The following is a 17,869-nucleotide window of genomic DNA, read 5'->3' on the forward strand; positions in this document are numbered from 1 at the left end:
TCCTCAGGAGGCCGCTCGCACGCCGCGGCCGAGCTTGCCGAGGCAATGCACGAGGGCGTCGCGCAGCTTGCCGAACACCGCCACGCGCGTCAGGTCGACGCCGAGCGACACGATCGTCTGGGCGATCGTCGGATGAATGCCGGTGAGGATGCCCTCGGCGCCGAGCAGGCGGATCGCCTGGATCATGCGGATCAGGTGGCTCGCCGTGCCGGTGTCCACCACCTCGACGCCGGTGAGGTCGAGGATCGCGTAGCGCGCCCGCGTGCGCGTGACCGCCTGCAGCAGGTTGTCCATGATCTCCGCCGTGCGCACGGTGTCGATGAGGCCGACGATCGGCAGCGTGATCACGCCGTCCCACACCTCGATGATCGGGGTCGAGAGCTGGCGGATGACCTCCTGCTGGCGCTCGATCAGCTCGAGCTTGGCCCGCAGCTCGAGCTCGGTGCGCTTCGTCTCGGTGACGTCGAGCGCGACCGAGATCAGCGACAGGTCCTCGTCGTCGAGCGTCGGGAGGGTCCAGTTGAGCCAGTGGATCCCGTACACCTCGGCCGGCGTCGCCAGCGAGGCCTCGCCGGCGATCGCCCGCCGGATGTCCTCGACGTTCGACAGGTTGCCGTACAGGTCGAAGTAATTCTGGCCGACGAATTGGTCGCGCTGGAGCCCGGCCGTGTGCAGCGCCTTACCCCGCTGCAGCACGAATTTGGCCTGCTTGTCGATCGCCCACACCGCGAGGTCGAGGTTGTCGAGCATCGCCGCCAGCAGCCTGGAATCGATCCCGAGGCGACGATGCTCGCGCTGGCGGGCCGTCACGTCGTGGCCGCACAGCGTCGCGCCGACGACGACCCCGTCCTGGTCGCGGATCAGCTGCGACCACGCCTCGAAGTGCAGCGCCTCGCCATCGGGGCGAGCGATGATTCGCACCTCGGGGTCTTCGCTGTCGGCCACCAACGCTGTCCCCCAGGAATCGGGGTCTCCGGCCACCGGCAGGACCTCGTCGATGGGGCGACCCACCGCCTCGCTCGCAGTGATCCCGAAGGCTCGTTCGGCGCGGCGGTTCCAGCCCGTGATCTGAAGAACGTCGTCCAGCTCGATGATGATCAGAGGAGCAGCGTTACTGCGATCGTCCACTCGCCAAGAGTATCGAGACCGAGGCAGGGTTTCCACGCATCCGCGAAGGCGGGGGACGCCCGCTGCGCCGGTGTGCGAGTCACCCGGAACCGGACCGATATTCACAGACCCGCGTGACGCGGCCGCGCATCGACCTGCCCTTCGGGACATCTGCGAATGACGCTGCGAGCCTGTCGCACAGGTCCGCCCCGGTCGCAGGTCGCGCCGCGCACCCCGGCGGAGCGCCCGCCCCGCCAGGGCGAGGATCGGCGTGTCGAAGCTCCTCGAGTTGCAGCGGTGCGACGACGCTCGTGATCGGCGCTCCGACACGCTCACGTTTCACGCTCTGGTGATTGTCCATTCGCGGTACCGCCCGACCTCGCCAGGCATTTCGGAGCCCGCCGCAGCGATCACGGAGCCGGCTCGGCGGACGGCAACGCCACCGGTCGGCCGTCGTGCAGCGAGAAGACCTCGACGGCGATCGCGGGCAGCTCGACGATCGCGCAGGTATGGCTGTCGCGCAGGCGCGAGCCTGCCACCGAGCCCGGGTTGACGAACCATACGTCGCCGTGCCGCGCCTTCATCGGCCGGTGCGTGTGACCGAGCAGCACCAGGTCCGCCTCGTAGCCGCGCAGGACCCGTTTGAGCCGCTTCGGCAGCAGCTCGGGCAGCACCGGCTCGTCGACGCCTCCGGGCGCGATGTGGCTGAGCACCACCCGCACGCCCTCCCAGCAGTAGTCCCGCTCGCCCGCCAGCGATTCGAGGAAGGCGACCGCGTCGGCGCCCAGCAGCGGCTCGTTCGCGGCGCGGTCGCCCTCGTGGTGGCGGCGCACCGCGTTGTCGTCGTGGTTGCCGCGGACGCACACGATCGCGTGTTCGCGCAGCGTATCGACCACCCGATCGCCGTCGAGCCCCTTCTCGACCATGTCGCCGAGGCACACGACCTTGTCGGCCCCGCGCTCGGCGAGGATGTCGAGCGCCCGCAGGAGGGCGCGATGGTCCGCATGAATGTCCGAGATCAATCCGAGCCTCATGGCCCTCGACTCCGAATGACTGAAATGCGCACGCGGCGGCCGTCACCGCGCGCGAAGCGAGCGCGGCTCAGACCGCGATGAACCGGGGATGGCGAGCGATTTCAGTGCACGGGAGGGGCCTGGCCGGAGCGGAGGCCGATTGTGACCGAAGTCCGCCGGCGACGCAAATGCATCGACCGCGCGGGCGGGGCCGCGGTCGCCCGCCGGCCGGCTGCGGCCGTGAGCCAGCCCGTCGGATCGCCCCCCGACCCGGAACCCGGCGTCGCCGGAAGCCCCAGGGGTCGGCGTCGGTGACCCCATGGGGCGACGTCGCCTGCGACTCGCAAACACGGCGCCACGGCCCCCTCCCCCCCTATGGCGACGACACGGCACGGCGCTTGCTCAGCGGGACGGCGCCACGACCTCCGGCGCGAAGACCCGCGCGTACTCGAATCCCGACGAGCCCGTGCAACCGCACGAACCGGCGGATCCGCGCGCGCGATCGTCTTCACGCTGCCACCATTGCTACAAACATTTGCATCCACGCGCGAATGCGCGGACTGAAAGGTAATCGATGATGTTACGACGACTCTCGCTCGCGGGCGTGCTCGCGCTCTCCGTGACGACCTCGCTGTTCGTCGGCTGTGATCCGCCGGCGAACCACGACGGACCGGCGGACGCCGCCGGCGACGACGACCTCCTGTTCCGCACGACCTACGGCAGCGGCAGCGGCGCCAACCCGCCCGTCTACGGCAACACCAGCGCCCTGGGCGAGCACGCGTTCAACGAGCTCGACCTGACGCACGCGCCGCACGACGGCCACGTCTTCCAGCACGTCCATTTGTGGGACCGGGCGCGCAGCGCCTACGCGCCCGATCCGCTCGACGCGGTGTGGGTCGACGGCGCCGGCGAGATCCACGGCAGCCTGGGCGCGACCCAGTACTCCGGCGGCGACTTCATCCGCTCCCGCTGGACCATCGACGTCCTCACCCCCACCGGCACGCTCACGCGCGAGCTCTACATCCACGCCCATCAGTACCACCCGACCGAGGACTACCACGGCTACACGTTCTCGTTCCCCGACGATCCCGCCTATGGCGCGCACGCCGTCGACCCGGGTCGCGTCCGCGACCTCGGCGCCACCGCCGGCGCCTGCACCGTCGCCGAGGACGGCAGCATCGAGGCGATCGTGCTCGCCGGCCATCACGTCGACCCGGTCACCTCGGTCGTGTCCGCGCGCAGCGACACCATGCTGATCGCCTGCCTGTCCGGCGCGATGGGCAAGGCGCTCAAGTGGGGCTATCGCCCGCAGGCGCTGGGCGCGTCGGCCTATCAGGCGGCGATCCGCATGGTCCGCGCCGACTACTGCGGCGACGGCGTGTCGTGGACCGAGCCCGGACAGGCGATCGACATCAAGGACGAGTGGCCGGTCCACGACTGGTCGAACCCGGCGCAATTCACCGAGACCGAGGCGATCTGGGGCCCGAACGGCGCGCTGTGCCTCGGCACCCCGCGCCTGCAGGACGAATTCGACTACGCCGACATCACCTGCCCCGGCGGAGCGCGGCCCGCCTGCAGCCCCGGCGATACCCTCGCCACCTACCAGCCCGCCGCGATGATCTGGACGCGCATCCGGCCGAACTGACGGCGATTCGCAGGCGCGCTCCCTGACATGTCCTTCGGGGCATCTCAAGCCCGGCCGTGTCTCGCCGCGGCTCGAGCCGCGTCGTCAGTCGGCGAGCAACGCGAGCAAGCGCGGGACCTCGCGCGCGGTCAGGCCGACCTCGCGCGAGGTCTTGACCAGCTTCCCGGGCAGCTCGGGCATGTCGAAGCTGTCGTCGAGGATCGCGTAGCGGACGGGTGGTTCGGGCTGGACGGCGAGCCAGGCGGCGATCTCGCGGCCGCGGCGGGCACGGTCGAGGTCGGGGGTGACGTCGAGGAGCTCGGCGACGCAGCCGGCCTCGGCGAAGGCGAGCCGCAGGGCGTCGAGCGGCATCGCCAGGCGCCAGCTCGACGACAGCACCACGACGGCCCCGGTCGCCCGCACGACCTCGTTGAGCACGGCCACGTGATCGGGGTCGAGCCACCCGGCGAGGCCGCTGCGCGCGGACTTGGTGCCGAGGTCGTTCATCACCCCGTCGATGTCGAGAAAGATGACCTTGCGCGGCACCCGACCAGCGTATCACCGGCCCTCGGGCGAAGGTGACGCGAGCGAGGTCGGCTTGCCGTGCTTCGCCGGGTCGGCGCCGCACGCCGGCGGTCCGCTCGCCCGGGTTGCCGGCCGGGCGCGTCGGCCCATACAGGACGCGTGCCCACGCCCAACAAGTTCCCCCTCTCCGCCGTCCTGCTGGTAGGAATCGGGCTCATCGCGACGATCTTCGGCATCAGCTACATGCGCGCTCGCTCGAGCGACCGCGGCACCAGCTTCGACGATTCTCCCGCGGCCGAGGTCGGCGCCGCCCCCGAACCGCGCTGAGCCGGTCGAACCGGCGCGCCGCGCTGCTGTGGACATTCGCGGCGCGCCCACGGCCATGCACCAGGCTGGTCGAGACGATCGCCAGGCTGTCGTGATTGGCCCGATCCCCTCGGCATCGCTCGCGGTATTCGCTGGCGCACCTGCGTCGCGGGCGGGTGTCCGCGCTTCCGGGCACGAATTCGCGCCGGCCAACACCCGGTCGAGCGCGAGGACATCCCGGCGCACCGGCACCGGAAGCGCGGGGTCGGACGCTTTGACGGCGCGCGCCGTCTCCTGAACAATGGCGCCGATGGTCGCCCCGCGCGCGCTCTGGGTCCTCCTGGTACTGCTGAGTCCGGCCTGCTTCTCGCCCTCCGGGACGGACACCGGCTCGGCCACCGATCCGGCGACGACCACGACCACCAGCGGCACGACGTCGAGCTCGACCTCGACGTCGACGACCACGACCACCCTCGATCCGACCACGAGCCCGACGACCGGCGTCGACGCGAGCACGACCCAGCCCGGCACGACGACCACCCCCGACTCGAGCACGACCGAGCCCACCCCGGTGACCAGCACCGAGCCGGAGACGACGTCGACCTCGACGACCGTGGGGCCCGGCTTCTGCGGCGACGGCGTCGTCGACGGCGGCGAGGAGTGCGACGACGCCAACAGGATCGACACCGACGACTGCGTCGGCTGCAAGTTCGCGGTCTGCGGCGACGGCTTCGTCCAGGCCGGCGTCGAGGCGTGCGACGACGGCAACAGGGTCGACACCGACGCCTGCTCGGGCTGCATCGCCGCCTTCTGCGGCGACGGCGTCGTCCAGGCCGGCGTCGAGGAGTGCGACGAGGACGGCGACAACTGCGAGAATTGCGTCCGCGTGTACATGCGGGTGTTCGTTTCGAGCGTCAACCTGAAGTCCAGCCTCGGCGGGCTCGACGAGGCCGACGAGAAGTGTCAGGAGCTGGCGGACGACGCCGGCCTCAAGGGCCGGTTCATGGCCTGGCTCAGCACCGACAGCCAAGCCGCCGGGGATCGCCTCGAGCACTCGGAGCGGCCGTACAAGCGGATCGACGGCATGCCCTTGGCCGACGACTGGGTCGACCTCGTCGACGGGATGCTCGACAACGCGATCGACCGCAGCGAGAAGAACGGCAAGGTCGGCGTCGGCGCGGGCTGCGGGGTGTGCTCGGTGTGGACGGCGACCAGCCCGCAGGGGGCCTACTTCGGGGACGATTGCGGCGACTGGAACGTCGCGCTCGTGGAGCTGGCCGGCGTCGGCGAATGCACGGTGCCGGACGCCCGCTGGACCGCCGGCTGCGCCGGCAAGCAGTGCAGCCTGATGGCCCACCTCTACTGCGTCGAGCAGAGCCTGTGACGCGCGACCTCAGCCCCCGGGCGGCGCCGGCCCGCGCCGCAGCGGCGGCGGCGGCATCCGGGCGGTCAGGAACGCGTCGGCGCTGATGTCCTTGAGGCCCGCGCCGCGGAGGAAGCACTGCTTCTTCAGCGCGTTGACGCGGTCGGGGCTGCCGCACAGGAAGATCCGCCAGCCCTTGAGGCACGGGAACAGCCGCAGCGTCACCGCGGTCAGGTCGCCGATCTCCACCCCATCGGATGGCTCTCCGGACATGGCGCAACGGACATAGCGAAAGTTTCCTGTCTCATCGGCCATGCTCTTGAGCTCATCCACGAGGTAGAACCCGGTTGGGTCGCAGGCCCCGTGGACCAGCGCGATCGGGCCGGTGTGGCCGCGGCGGCGGGCGTCGCGGACGATCGCGCGCAGCGGGGCCAGGCCGGCGCCGGTGCCGACGAGCAGCAGCGGCTGGTCGGGTCGACCCTCGGTATAGAAGCAGGACCCGGCCGGGCCGCGCAGGCCGACGCGGGCGCCCGGGGCGGCCGCGGCCAGCCAGCGGCTCATGCGGCCGAGGCTGTGGACACGGACGTGCAGCTCGAGCGTGCGGCCGTCGGCCGGCGAGCTGGCCAGCGAGTAGGCGCGCACGTGCTCGCCCTGGATCAGCTGCACGTACTGACCTGGCCGATAGGACAGCTCCTCGTCGGGCTCGAGGCGGACCCGCACGATCGCCCGGCCGATCTCGGCGACGTCGACGATCGCGGCGCCGATCGCCGGCGGCGGGCCCTCCTCGATCACCAGCTCGCCGGTCGGGCGGGACATGCAGGGCAGGAACCAGCCCTGCTCGCGCAGCGCCGGGGAGAGGCCCTGCTGCGCGACCGAGCCGGGGTCGCCGGACACCGCGCGCAGCATGCAGGCCTGACACGCGCCGGCGCGGCACGACGACGGGACCTCGGCGCCGCCGCGCAACAGGCCCTCGAGCGCGGTCTCACCGGGCTCGAGGACCACATCGAGGCTGCCGCGGCGGATCCGTCCCGTCATGGCTCACACCGCGGGTGTGCGGCCCAGCACGTCGTTGCGCACCGACTCGGCGAGCGCGCCGACGCGGGCGATCTTGTCGTCGGAGACCCCGAGCTCCTTGAGCGTGCCGGCGAGGTGGCCGACGACCGCGTCGAAGTGAGTGTCGTCGATGCCCTCGGCCACCAGGTGGGCGTGCGCCCGCCGCATGTCGCGGCCGGTGTAGTGCGCCGGGCCGCCGGTGACCATCGTCAGGAACGCCTTCTGCTTGGCCGCCTGCCGCTCCATGTCGACGTCGTCGAAGAACGGCGCCAACAGCTCGTCGGCCATGACCTTGCGGTAGAAGATGTCGACCGCGGCGTCGATCGCCACGGCCCCGCCCAGCTCGTCGTAAAGGCTCGTCATCGCTCTCTCGCTCCCCCGGCCTCGCGCCGGAAAAAAGTTGTATTCTTCATACATATTTTCTGTCCACGAGGCCAGCCCCAGGATGCAGCTCACACAGTTCACCGACTACGCCCTGCGCACCCTCCTCTACCTGGCGGTGCATCGGGACCGCTTGGTGCCGGTCGCCGAGGTCAGCGCCGCCTATGGGATTTCGAACCACCACCTGGTCAAAGTCGCGCACCAGCTGGCGCGGCTCGGCTACGTCGAGTCGGCGCGGGGGCGCGGCGGCGGTCTGCGGCTCGCCCGCGACCCGGCCGACGTCATCGTCGGCGAGGTCGTGCGGGCCACCGAGCCGCACTTCCACCTCGTCGAGTGCTTCGACCGGGCCCACAACACCTGCCCGATCGTGCCGGCGTGCGGCCTCGTGCGGGCGCTGGCGCAGGCGCGCGAGCGCTTCCTCGAGGTCCTCGACGGCCAGCGGCTGGTCGACCTCGTGCAGGACGAGGCCCGGGTCGGCAAGCTGGTCAAGATCTGGACGCGCACCGGCAGCGCCACGCGCCGCCAATTGGCCTCTTCGGAGTGAAGGGTCTATATCCCGGCGTCATGACCCGCGCCCTCGCCACCACCGCCGAGACCCCCGTTCTGCCGCGGCTCCTGCTGCGCGACGGCGAGGCGGTGACCCCCCAGGGCGCGGCCCCGCAGGCCCGCCCCGGCGCGGCGGCGGCGACCACCGCCGGCCTGCGCGTGGTGATCGCCGGCGGCGGCACTGGCGGGCACCTGTTCCCCGGCATCGCCCTGGCCGAGGAGATCCGGGCCCGCGGCGGCGAGGTCCACTTCGTCGGCACCGCCCGCGGCATCGAGGCCCGCGCGGTGCCGGAGAGCGGCTATCCGCTCGAGCTGATCGACGTCGCCGGCATCAAGGGCCGCGGCGTCATGGGCCTCGTGCGCGGGCTTCTGCGTCTGCCGCGGGCGTGGTGGCAGAGCCTCCGCCTGCTCCGCCGGCTGCGGCCCGACGTGGTCGTCGGCGTCGGCGGCTACGCCTCGGGGCCGGTGGTCGCGACCGCGTCCATGCTGCGGATCCCCACCGCCATCCTCGAGCAGAACAGCATCCCCGGGATCACCAACCGGATCCTGTCTCGCCTGGTGCGCAAGGTGTTCTGCACCTTCCCTGACGTCCGCGGCCGGTTCCCGGCGCGCAAGGTCGTGCTGGCCGGCAACCCGATCCGCCGCCAGATCCTCGGCCAACTCGTCGCCGCCGGCGAGACCTCCGCCGCGGCCGCGGCGCCGCACGGCCCGCGCCTGTTCGTGTTCGGCGGCTCACAGGGCGCGCGGGCGATCAACGACGCCGTGTTGGCCGCCCTGCCGGCCCTGCTCGAGCGCCTGCCGGACCTCGAGATCTGGCACCAGACCGGCAAGGGCGACGAGGAGCGGGTGAGGAGCGGCTACGCGGCGCTCGGCCTCGGCGAGCCGCGCGCGCGGGTGGCCGCCTTCCTCAAGGACATGGCCGCGCCGTACGCCTGGTGCGACCTGGTGCTGTGCCGCGCCGGCGCCACCTCGCTGTCGGAGCTCACCGCGGTCGGCAAGCCCGCGGTGCTGGTGCCCTTCCCGCACGCGACCGACAATCACCAGGAGTGGAACGCCCGCGCGCTGGTCGACGCCGGCGGCGCGGTGCTCCTGCGCGAGTCGGAGTGGACGCCCGAGGCGCTGACGGGCGCGCTCGTCGGTCTGCTCCAGTCGCCCGAGCGACTCCAGGCCATGAGCAACGCCATGCGCACCGCGGCCCGGCCCGAGGCGGCGCGCACGATCGTCGACGCCATGAGCGCGTGGCGGTGAGTGCCCAAACTCTCGCCTGAGGGGCCTGGGGGCCCGAGAGCGCGCGGCTACTATGCGCTCCGCCGATGCCCGCCGTCGACCCGATCGCCGCCCTCCTCGCGCCCACCGACACCTTCGTCCACCGCCACATCGGGCCACGCCCCGACGACATCGCCGCGATGCTGCAGACGCTCGGGCTGTCGTCGCTCGACGCCCTCGTCGAGGAGGCCGTGCCCGGCTCGATCCGGCTCGCCGGCGGCCTCGACCTCGGCGAAGGCGTCGTCGCCGACCGCGAGCCCGGCGAGGCCGAGACGCTGGTCCGCTTCCGCAGGCTGATGCAGCAGAACAAGGTGCTGCGCTCGCTGATCGGCATGGGCTACTACGCGGCCCACACGCCCGGGGTCATCCTCCGCAACATCCTCGAGAACCCGGGCTGGTACACGCAGTACACGCCGTACCAGGCCGAGATCTCGCAAGGCCGCCTCGAGGCGCTGATCAACTTCCAGACGATGGTCAGCGACCTCACCGGTTTGCCGCTGAGCAACGCCTCGCTGCTCGACGAGGGCACCGCCGCCGCCGAGGCGATGGCGATGTGCCTGCACGTCGCCGGCGGCAAGAAGCGCGCCTTCGTCGTCGCCGACGACTGCCACCCGCAGACGATCGCGGTCGTCAAGACCCGCGCCGAGGCGATCGGCGTCGCCGTCCGCGTGGCTGCCCCTGCGGACATGGACTTCGGGACAAGCGACGTCTGCGGCGTGCTGCTGCAGGTGCCCGACACCTACGGCCGGATCGGCGACCCGAGCGCCCTCATCGCCAGGGCGCGGGCCGCCGGCGCGCTCGCGGTGGTCGCCACCGACCTGCTCGCGCTGACCCTGCTGCGCCCGCCGGGCGAGATGGGGGCCGACATCGCCGTCGGCTCGGCCCAGCGCTTCGGCGTCCCGCTCGGCTATGGCGGCCCGCACGCGGCCTTCCTCGCCTGCCGCGAGGAGCACAAGCGCCTGCTGCCCGGCCGCGTCATCGGCGTGTCCCGCGACGCGCGCGGCAAGCGGGCCTACCGCATGGCGATGCAGACCCGCGAGCAGCACATCCGCCGCGACAAGGCGACCAGCAACATCTGCACCGCGCAGGTGCTGCTCGCCATCATGGCCGGCATGTACGCCGTCTACCACGGCCCGCAGGGCCTGCAGCGGATCGGCGCCCGCGTGCACGCGCTGACGGCCGCGCTGGCCGCCGGCCTGCGCAAGCTCGGCCACGACCCCGGCGACGCCCCGTTCTTCGACACGCTGACCGTCGCGCTGCAGGGCGTCAACGCCGACGCCGTCCACGCGCGCGCGCTGGCGAAGGGCTACAACCTGCGGCCGATCGACGCCGGCCGGGTCGGCGTCGCCCTCGACGAGCGCAGCACCGTCGAGGAGGTCGCCGCCCTGCTCGAGGTGTTCGCCGGCGGCCCGACGTCGCTCGACGTCACCGAGCTGGCCCGCGGGGCCGAGCTCGGCTTCGGCGAGCAGACGCGCACGAGCGAGTTCCTCACCCACCCGGTGTTCCACAGCTACCACTGCGAGCACGACCTGCTGCGCTACATCCACAAGCTCGAGAGCCGCGACCTCTCGCTCACGAGCTCGATGATCTCGCTCGGCTCGTGCACGATGAAGCTCAACGCCACCTCGGAGATGATCCCGCTGTCGTGGCCCGAGCTGGCCGACCTGCACCCGTTCGTCCCGCGCGACCAGGCCGCCGGCTACACCGCGATGTTCGCCGCGCTCGAGCGCTCGCTGTCGGCGATCACCGGCTTCGCCGCCGTCTCGCTGCAGCCGAACGCCGGCTCGCAGGGCGAGTACGCCGGCCTCCTCGTCATCCGCGCCTATCACCAGAGCCGCGGCCAGGGCCACCGCGACGTCTGCCTGATCCCGACCTCCGCGCACGGCACCAACCCCGCCTCCGCGGTGCTCGCCGGCTTCAAGGTCGTCGCCGTCGCCTGCGACGAGCGCGGCAACGTCGAGGTCGGCGACCTGCGCAAGAAGGCCGCCCAGCACGCGGACAAGCTGGCCGCCTTGATGATCACCTACCCGTCGACGCACGGGGTGTTCGAGGCCCAGATCCGCGAGATCTGCGGCGTCATCCACGAGCACGGCGGCCAGGTCTACCTCGACGGCGCCAACATGAACGCGCAGGTCGGGCTGTGCCGCCCGGGCGACTACGGCGCCGACGTCTGTCACCTCAACCTGCACAAGACGTTCTGCATCCCGCACGGCGGCGGCGGCCCCGGCATGGGCCCGATCGCCGTCGCCGCGCACCTGGCCCCGTTCCTGCCCGGGCACCCCGTGGTGAAGTGCGGCGGCGACCAGGCGATCGGCCCGGTCTCGGCCGCGCCGTGGGGCAGCGCCAGCATCCTGTCGATCAGCTTCATGTACATCCTGATGATGGGCGCCGCCGGCCTCACGCGCGCCACCAAGGTCGCGATCCTCAACGCCAACTACATGGCGAAGCGGCTCGAGGGCCACTACCCGGTGCTGTACCGCGGCGAGCGCGGCCGCGTCGCCCACGAGTTCATCCTCGACCTGCGCCCGCTCAAGGCCAGCGCCGGGATCGAGGCCGAGGACTTCGCCAAGCGGCTGATGGACTACGGCTTCCACGCGCCGACGATGTCGTTCCCGGTCGCCGGCACGCTGATGATCGAGCCGACCGAGAGCGAGCCCAGGGCCGAGCTCGACCGCTTCTGCGACGCGATGATCGCCATCCGCGAGGAGGTGCGGAAGGTCGAGCAGGGCCAGTGGCCGCGCGACAACAACCCGCTCAAGCACGCGCCGCACACCGCCGACGTCGTCACCGCCACCGAGTGGGCGCGCCCCTACCCGCGCGAGGTCGCCGCCTTCCCCGCGCCGTGGGTCGCCGCCGGCAAGTTCTGGCCGCACGTCGCCCGCATCGACAACGCCTTCGGCGACCGCAACCTCGTCTGCACTTGCCCGCCGATGGACGCCTACGCGGACTGACGGCTCGCCGCGGTCGTCACGCATCGGCGTCCGCGTCCTCCGCGACGCGGACGCCGATGCCCATGACACCCGCGTTGACCGTCCGGCATCGGGGCGGTAAGCCTGGCGCCCCGTGCTCACCGAGTTCCAGGTCAAGAACTTCAAGTCGATCCGCGACCTCCGCCTCGAGCCGGGCCGCGTCACGGTGCTCCTCGGCGACAACGGCAGCGGCAAGAGCAACCTGCTCGAGGCGGTCGCGTTCGCCGGCGCGGCGCTGGCCGACAAGCTGGACCACGAGTTCCTCGCCAGTCGAGGCATCCGCGCCACCGAGCCTCGCTTCATGCGCTCGGCGTTCGCGCCGGGCGACGACACGCGCATCGACTTCCGCCTGGCCCACGGCCAGGAGCGCGTCGGCTTTCACGTCGAGACCTCGCCGTCCCGCCGCGGCTTCTGGAAGAAGGTCCTGACCGAGCGAGGCGTCCGCTCGCCCAAGGAGACCCTCCTCGTCGACAGCTTCCGCGCCGCCTTCAAGTCGGTGATCCAGGACGACGCCGAGCGGATCAGCGACGACGAGCTGGCGGAGTTCATCGACGGGCGCCTCGCGCAGATGTTCCTGCTCGACAACTTCGACCCGCTCAAGTCGTTCCTGATCTACGCGCCCGAGAGCCGGGCCCTGCGGAGCTTCGAGCAGGAGGGCCAGATCCTCCCGCTCGGCGTCCGCGGCGAGGGCCTGTTCGCGCTGCTGAAGGCGCTCGCGAGCGAGGAGGCGCGGCTCGCCGAGCTGCGCGAGCAGCTGCGCCTGGTCGACTGGTTCGAGGACCTGCAGATCGGCGCCGAGCTGATGCCCTACGAGCGCGCCGTGCGGATCCGCGACCGCCACCTCGCCGCCGGCGAGGGCGGTCCGCCGGCGTACTTCGACCAGCGCAGCGCCAGCGACGGCTTCCTCCTCCTGCTGTTCTGCTTCGCCCTCGTCATCAGCCCCGACACGCCGAAGCTGTTCGCCATCGACGACATCGACGCCGCGCTCGGGCCCAAGCTCGGCGCCGCGTTGACGCGCCGGCTCGTCGCGCTGGCGGCCCGGCACGGCAAGCAGATCTTGCTCACCGCCCGCGACCCGGCGATCCTCGCCGGCCTCGACCTCCACGACCCCGACCAGCGGCTCTACACCGTCCACCGCGACGAGCGGGGCCACACCCGGGCCGAGCGCGTCACGCCCCAGCCGGCCGCCGACGAGCGCCAGAGCGAGCTCTCGGAGGTGTTCCGCCGCGTGCTCCTCGAAGGCCCGCCGACGAGCTCGTGAGCGCCGCGGCGCGAGGCTTCGCCGGGTCGACCTGATGCAGCGAGAGGCCGAGCGGGTCGCGACGACGCGCGCGAGCGCCACTCGCCGGTGGCGCGCTGCACAGCCGCGACCGGCCGTGACCGCCGGCCGGGGGGCTCGGACCATAATCGCCGGGATGCGTCGTTGCATCGCTCAGCTGCCGTTCATCGTCGCTCTCGGGCTCGGTTGTGCCCACGGGCCGAGGCCCGCCTTCACGCCCGGAGCCGCGCTCGTCCCCGCCGAGTCGCCGCGCAGCGGGGTCACCCTCGCGGTGCGCGAGGTCCCGCCGGCGGTGTTCAGCGACGTCAAGCGCTCGCAGAAGGTCGCCGCCGTGCTGCCGAAGCTCCACGACGTCGCCGCCAAGATCGTCGCCGACGACCGCCTGATCGGCCTGGCCGTCGGCGTCGTCGTCGACGGCGAGCTGGTGTGGGGCGAGGGCTTCGGCGTGCGCCACGTCGACGAGGGCGGCCCGATCGACGTCCACACCGCGTTCCGGATCGGCTCGATCACCAAGGTGTTCTCCGGCATGACCGCGCTGCGGCTCGCCGACGAGGGCCTGCTCGACCTCGACGCGCCGGCGGCCCTCGTGCTGCCCGAGCTGAACCACCTCGTCTATCCCAACGCCGACGCGCGGCCGCTGACCGTGCGCGACATCCTCACGCACACCGCCGGTCTGCCGCGCGACCCCGACCTGCCGATCACCGGCAAGCCGCACACGCGCGAGGAGGTCATGCAGGCGATCGACGGCCTGTCGCTGCTGCGCCCGCCGGGGATCGGCTCCGAGTACTCGAACCTCGGGTTCGTGCTGCTCGGCCACATCATCGCCGCCGCCGGGGGCAAGCCGTTCGGGGTCACGATCCGCGACTCGATCCTCCAGCCGCTGGGCATGCAAGAGACCGTGTGGGAGGCGACCGAACTGCCGGCAGAGCAGCGCACCCGCGGGCACGTGGCCGTCGACGGCAAGATCGTCGCCACCACCGCGGGTCGTCACAGCGCCCTCAGCGCCGCCGGCGGGCTGTGGTCGACCGTCGCCGACCTCGCCCGCTTCGTCGCCTTCCAGCTCGACGCCTGGCCGCCGCGCGGCGACGCCGACGTCGGCCCGATCGCCCGCTCCACCCTGCGCGAGGCCCAGCGGCTCCGCGCCCTCCGCAGCTTCCGCGCGCGCACCACCGGCGACGAGGCGGCCGCCGCCGGCGTCGAGGGCGGCGCCTCGGGCGTCGGCTTCCCGTGGAGCGTCGGCCACAATTGCGAGGCCTCCTACGTCGTCGGCCACAACGGCGCGCTCGAGGGCTACTTCGCCACCATCCGCATGTTCCCGTACGCCGGCGTCGGCATCATCGTGCTCGGCAACGCCGGCTGGACCGACACCGACGGGATCGCGGTGCAGCTCCAGCGCGTGCTCGCCGACGGCGGCGTGCTGGCGACCCGCGCCCCGCAGCCGCTGCCCGAGCTGACCGAGGCGGCGCAGCGGATCGTCGGCCTCATGCCCGCGTGGGACCCGGCGAAGTTCGGCGAGTGGAGCACCCACGCCTGGACCGCCCCGGGCAACGCCAAGCTGCTGACGGCCGAGATGCAGTGGCTGCACGCCGGCCTCGGCGCCTGCACGCTCGGCGCGCTCAAGCGCGCCAGCAGCCCGTGGTCCGGCGTGTACCGGGCCAAGTGCGAGCACGGCGACGCCGAGCTGACGGTCCACCTCACCAGCGCGGAGACGCCGAAGATCGCCAGCTTCAGCCTCGGCTGGCTGTCCGGCCAGCCCGCCCCCGAGCTGCAGGCGCTGGCCGAGGCCGCCGCGCCGATGCTCGCGCAGTTCGACGAGGCCACGTTCCTCGCCCACTTCTCGCCCGGCTTCCGCCGGTCGGCGCTGACGCGCACGATCGACGACGTGCAGTTCGAGCACGGCGCGTGCCAGCTCGACAAGCCGCTCGAGGTCCGCGGCCCGCGCGAGGCCACCTACGCCCTCAAGTGCGACAAGGGCACCGCGAAGCTGTCGATCGCCGTCGACCGCGGGCAGCCGGCGCGGATCGTCTCGTTCCAGGTCGCCTCGACCGGCGCGCTGCCGGTCTGCCGCTGACGAGCACGCGCCGCGCGGCGTCGAAGAATCTGTCCCCAAGGACATGGGATGACCGATCCCGGCGCTCCGCTGCCGCCGGCGGCGCTCGCGATCGCCGACCCGCTCGCGACGAGAGCGCCGGCGCGAGCGGTGCTCGCGAGCCGGCGCGCTGCGCGTTCAGGCGGGCTCAGTTGCAGGTCGGCGCGACCTGGCCGTCGGAGCCGGTGTTGACATAGGCGTCGGACACGTAGCCGGTGCCGATGAAGTCCCACAGCGTCGTCGTGCCGTAGGTGCCGGTCACCGAGGTGCCGTGCTTCTGGCAGGTGATCGTCACCGTCGCGCCGTCCTGGACCGAGCCGACCGCGGTCGAGCCGGTGCTCGGGCCCGAGCGCACGGTCAGCGCCACGCCGCTGGTGTTCACGGTGCCGGTCACGCCGGAGCCGCCGCCGCTGCACTTGTTCTTGCTGGTGTAGTTCTTGGTGCCGAAGAACAGCGCGGTCGCGCCGTTGAACACCGGCTTCTGGGCGGTGCCGTTCAGGCGCTGCTCGTAGTGCAGGTGGGGGCCGGAGGAGCCGCCGGTGCTGCCGACGGTGCCGATCTTCTGGCCCTGGCTCACGCTCTGGCCGACCGACACGGTCTGCGTGTTCAGGTGCGCGTAGCGGGTGCGGTAGCCGCCGCCGTGATCGATCTCGATCCAGCGGCCGTAGCTCGTGTTGCCCTCGTTGGCGACGCGGGTGACCTTGCCTGCGGCGGCCGCGACCACCGGGTCGTTGACGTCGTCGGTGCGGTTGAAGTCGATCGAGTTGACCGGGCTGTGATTCGTGCGGGTCTGGCCGGCCCACACCTGGCCGCACGGGAACGGCAGCTGGAACGCCGGGGCGGCGGCGATCTCGGTCTCCGCGCGGAGGTCGTCCATCGGCTCGAGCGCCTCGTCCTTCGCCTCCTCGCCGGCCGGCGGGCCCTCGTCCCACCACTCCTCGTCGCCGAAGAACGCGGCTGGATCGGCCTCCGCCTCCTCGGCGGTCATGTCCTCGACACAGCCGCTGACGGCCAGGCCGCCGGTGAGCACCAGCGAGACGAGAATGCGATGGGCGAGCACGGAGGAAAGTCGGGTCATGGTCGGTGTCCTTCGCGAGCGAGACAGGGCGCGGAAATGGGGTCGGTCCCCACACGCGGAGCCGCGGGTTCGGCGGCCCCGAACGTCGTCCTGTCGAGTAACGGGGCCCCGGTTTTCGATCACTGGACATCGCTGCGCCGCGATTCCCGCGACCTCGCCTCGCGCGCACCTCCGCATGTGCGCGGGCGATCGATTTCGATCGACCTCCGTCCGCATCACCAGGGTCGCCGTCGCGCCTCCTCGACGGCCGGACTCGGCATGCCGGGCCGGCGCCCCGTGGACGAGCACCGGCGAGATGCGCGCGGACCGGGCCTCGCCCGTCGATCGCCTCAGAAGAACAGGCAGACGCCGACGTACTCGCCCTGCGGCGGCTCGAGCCCGATCCCGTAGCACGTCAGGCCGCCCGGGCACGCCTCCGGCCCGTCCTGGACGTTGCACAAATGCTCGCAGCAGTACTCGAAGACCTCGGGGTCGCAGTCGGGGACATCGAACGCCGACACGCACAGCAGGCCGGCCGCGCAGGTGCCGGGCGCTTCCGGCTCGCAGGGCTCGTGGGCCCCCGGCAGGTCGCCCCCAGGAGCGAGACAGAGCGTCGACGACTGGTCCACGAAGCACTGCTCGCCCTCGCCGCAGCCGGCGCTGCTCAGCGGATTGCAGCCCTCGGCGGTGCAGTCGAGCTTGCAGCCGAATTGACCGTCGCACACCTCGTCGTCGTCGAGCGTGCCGTCGCCGCAATTGGGGGACCGGCAGTCACCGTCGACGCAGGCCAGCCCGGCCGCGCAGTCGTCGTCGGAGACGCACAGGTAGCAGGCCGGCTCGTCGGGGTGACCGTTGTGCAGCGCTTCCCAGCCGCTCTCGCAGGCGTAGAGGCACTGCTCGATCGTCTCGATCGGGCCGTTCCAGCACGACCCGTCGGGGCCGAAGCCCGCCTGCGCTGTCGGCAGCTCGGCCGGGCTGACGACGGCGAGGCAGTCGAGATAGTGCTCGCAAACCTCGTGCATCGACGACTCGCCGGTGGTCGGCTCGCCGGCGGTGCCCGCCGTGTCGGTGCCGCCCTCGCTGTCGCCCTCGGTGTTGCCACCATCGGTCGCGCTGCCGTTCGAGCCGGCGCTCGAGACATTGGTGGCGCTGACATGGGTCGCGCCCGAGACCGAATCGAGCGGATCGCTGTCGCTGCAGCCGGAGATACCAAGGACAAATATCGCCGCCGTCGCGGCGAGCTGTCGACGAGCTGTGTACATTGCGCGGAGGATATCGCGGCGCCCGATCG

The 17,869-nt window shown here is 72.2% G+C and carries 15 protein-coding genes; 8 read left to right on the forward strand and 7 right to left on the reverse strand.

The features are described from left to right. Window positions 1–3: 3 nt before the first annotated feature. Together NAEX_RS03655 and NAEX_RS03660 are read right to left on the reverse strand one after the other, a co-directional pair. Window positions 4–1,128 (reverse strand): PAS domain S-box protein, encoded by a 1,125-nt coding sequence (locus tag NAEX_RS03655; protein ID WP_170135425.1) that lies wholly within the window; start codon window positions 1,126–1,128, stop codon window positions 4–6. Window positions 1,129–1,517: 389 nt separating this feature from the next. Beyond that, a complete protein-coding gene (locus tag NAEX_RS03660) occupies window positions 1,518–2,141 on the reverse strand; it encodes a metallophosphoesterase family protein (RefSeq protein ID WP_096326128.1) in 624 nt (207 codons plus the stop codon). A gap of 553 nt (window positions 2,142–2,694) precedes the next feature. Here NAEX_RS03660 and NAEX_RS03665 point away from each other — a divergent pair. Continuing rightward, complete coding sequence (locus NAEX_RS03665; protein ID WP_143140434.1) at window positions 2,695–3,765, forward strand: ADYC domain-containing protein; 1,071 nt, start codon at window positions 2,695–2,697, stop codon at window positions 3,763–3,765. Window positions 3,766–3,849: 84 nt separating this feature from the next. On the opposite strand, the gene NAEX_RS03670 is transcribed toward NAEX_RS03665, so the two are convergent. Next, the gene (locus NAEX_RS03670; RefSeq protein ID WP_096326130.1) at window positions 3,850–4,290 is read right to left on the reverse strand and encodes an HAD domain-containing protein; all 441 of its coding nucleotides are present in this window, start codon (window positions 4,288–4,290) and stop codon (window positions 3,850–3,852) included. A 138-nt stretch (window positions 4,291–4,428) separates the two neighbouring features. Between NAEX_RS03670 and NAEX_RS49545 the strand changes: the two genes are divergently transcribed. Both NAEX_RS49545 and NAEX_RS51940 read left to right on the forward strand, forming a co-directional pair. Then, window positions 4,429–4,596, forward strand: a complete 168-nt coding sequence (locus NAEX_RS49545; protein ID WP_170135426.1) for a hypothetical protein — start codon at window positions 4,429–4,431, stop codon at window positions 4,594–4,596. 289 nt (window positions 4,597–4,885) lie between these two features. Further along, window positions 4,886–5,959: a DUF4215 domain-containing protein gene (locus NAEX_RS51940; RefSeq protein WP_245913607.1), complete on the forward strand. Its 1,074-nt coding sequence runs from the start codon at window positions 4,886–4,888 to the stop codon at window positions 5,957–5,959. A 9-nt stretch (window positions 5,960–5,968) separates the two neighbouring features. On the opposite strand, the gene NAEX_RS03680 is transcribed toward NAEX_RS51940, so the two are convergent. Further along, window positions 5,969–6,973, reverse strand: a complete 1,005-nt coding sequence (locus NAEX_RS03680) for an FAD-binding oxidoreductase (protein ID WP_096326131.1) — start codon at window positions 6,971–6,973, stop codon at window positions 5,969–5,971. A gap of 3 nt (window positions 6,974–6,976) precedes the next feature. After that, complete coding sequence (locus NAEX_RS03685; RefSeq protein ID WP_096326132.1) at window positions 6,977–7,354, reverse strand: group I truncated hemoglobin; 378 nt, start codon at window positions 7,352–7,354, stop codon at window positions 6,977–6,979. Between the two features lie 82 nt (window positions 7,355–7,436). On the opposite strand from NAEX_RS03685, the gene NAEX_RS03690 reads away from it, so the two are divergent. From NAEX_RS03690 to NAEX_RS03710, 5 genes are all read left to right on the forward strand, one after another. Further along, window positions 7,437–7,916: an Rrf2 family transcriptional regulator gene (locus NAEX_RS03690; protein ID WP_096326133.1), complete on the forward strand. Its 480-nt coding sequence runs from the start codon at window positions 7,437–7,439 to the stop codon at window positions 7,914–7,916. Window positions 7,917–7,936: 20 nt separating this feature from the next. Then, on the forward strand, window positions 7,937–9,166 hold the full coding sequence (gene murG, locus NAEX_RS03695; protein ID WP_096326134.1) for an undecaprenyldiphospho-muramoylpentapeptide beta-N-acetylglucosaminyltransferase: 1,230 nt from the start codon (window positions 7,937–7,939) through the stop codon (window positions 9,164–9,166). A 65-nt stretch (window positions 9,167–9,231) separates the two neighbouring features. Continuing rightward, complete coding sequence (gcvP, locus tag NAEX_RS03700) at window positions 9,232–12,135, forward strand: aminomethyl-transferring glycine dehydrogenase (RefSeq protein WP_096326135.1); 2,904 nt, start codon at window positions 9,232–9,234, stop codon at window positions 12,133–12,135. A gap of 112 nt (window positions 12,136–12,247) precedes the next feature. Next, window positions 12,248–13,414, forward strand: coding sequence for an AAA family ATPase (locus NAEX_RS03705; RefSeq protein WP_096326136.1), 1,167 nt, complete (start codon window positions 12,248–12,250; stop codon window positions 13,412–13,414). A 154-nt stretch (window positions 13,415–13,568) separates the two neighbouring features. Then, window positions 13,569–15,503 (forward strand): serine hydrolase domain-containing protein, encoded by a 1,935-nt coding sequence (locus NAEX_RS03710; RefSeq protein WP_170135427.1) that lies wholly within the window; start codon window positions 13,569–13,571, stop codon window positions 15,501–15,503. 166 nt (window positions 15,504–15,669) lie between these two features. Here NAEX_RS03710 and NAEX_RS03715 read toward each other — a convergent pair whose 3' ends face one another. Both NAEX_RS03715 and NAEX_RS03720 read right to left on the reverse strand, forming a co-directional pair. Beyond that, window positions 15,670–16,599 carry a M23 family metallopeptidase gene (locus NAEX_RS03715; RefSeq protein ID WP_211302346.1) on the reverse strand — a complete coding sequence of 310 codons (930 nt, stop codon included), beginning with the start codon at window positions 16,597–16,599 and terminating at the stop codon, window positions 15,670–15,672. A 329-nt stretch (window positions 16,600–16,928) separates the two neighbouring features. Beyond that, window positions 16,929–17,840, reverse strand: coding sequence for a hypothetical protein (locus NAEX_RS03720; protein WP_096326138.1), 912 nt, complete (start codon window positions 17,838–17,840; stop codon window positions 16,929–16,931). Window positions 17,841–17,869: the final 29 nt, after the last annotated feature.

The sequence above is a fragment of the Nannocystis exedens genome (genome assembly GCF_002343915.1).
GTDB classification, from domain to species: domain Bacteria; phylum Myxococcota_A; class Polyangia; order Nannocystales; family Nannocystaceae; genus Nannocystis; species Nannocystis exedens.

What these genes read in the sequence shown, in the direction of transcription:
- NAEX_RS03715 (WP_211302346.1), bottom strand. Translation starts at nt 16,599, where the DNA reads ATGACCCGACTTTCCTCCGTGCTCGCCCATCGCATTCTCGTCTCGCTG.
- NAEX_RS03685 (WP_096326132.1), bottom strand. Translation starts at nt 7,354, where the DNA reads ATGACGAGCCTTTACGACGAGCTGGGCGGGGCCGTGGCGATCGACGCC.
- gcvP (WP_096326135.1), top strand. Translation starts at nt 9,232, where the DNA reads ATGCCCGCCGTCGACCCGATCGCCGCCCTCCTCGCGCCCACCGACACC.
- NAEX_RS03665 (WP_143140434.1), top strand. Translation starts at nt 2,695, where the DNA reads ATGATGTTACGACGACTCTCGCTCGCGGGCGTGCTCGCGCTCTCCGTG.
- NAEX_RS03720 (WP_096326138.1), bottom strand. Translation starts at nt 17,840, where the DNA reads ATGTACACAGCTCGTCGACAGCTCGCCGCGACGGCGGCGATATTTGTC.
- NAEX_RS51940 (WP_245913607.1), top strand. Translation starts at nt 4,886, where the DNA reads ATGGTCGCCCCGCGCGCGCTCTGGGTCCTCCTGGTACTGCTGAGTCCG.
- NAEX_RS03690 (WP_096326133.1), top strand. Translation starts at nt 7,437, where the DNA reads ATGCAGCTCACACAGTTCACCGACTACGCCCTGCGCACCCTCCTCTAC.
- NAEX_RS03710 (WP_170135427.1), top strand. Translation starts at nt 13,569, where the DNA reads ATGCGTCGTTGCATCGCTCAGCTGCCGTTCATCGTCGCTCTCGGGCTC.
- NAEX_RS03660 (WP_096326128.1), bottom strand. Translation starts at nt 2,141, where the DNA reads ATGAGGCTCGGATTGATCTCGGACATTCATGCGGACCATCGCGCCCTC.
- NAEX_RS03680 (WP_096326131.1), bottom strand. Translation starts at nt 6,973, where the DNA reads ATGACGGGACGGATCCGCCGCGGCAGCCTCGATGTGGTCCTCGAGCCC.
- murG (WP_096326134.1), top strand. Translation starts at nt 7,937, where the DNA reads ATGACCCGCGCCCTCGCCACCACCGCCGAGACCCCCGTTCTGCCGCGG.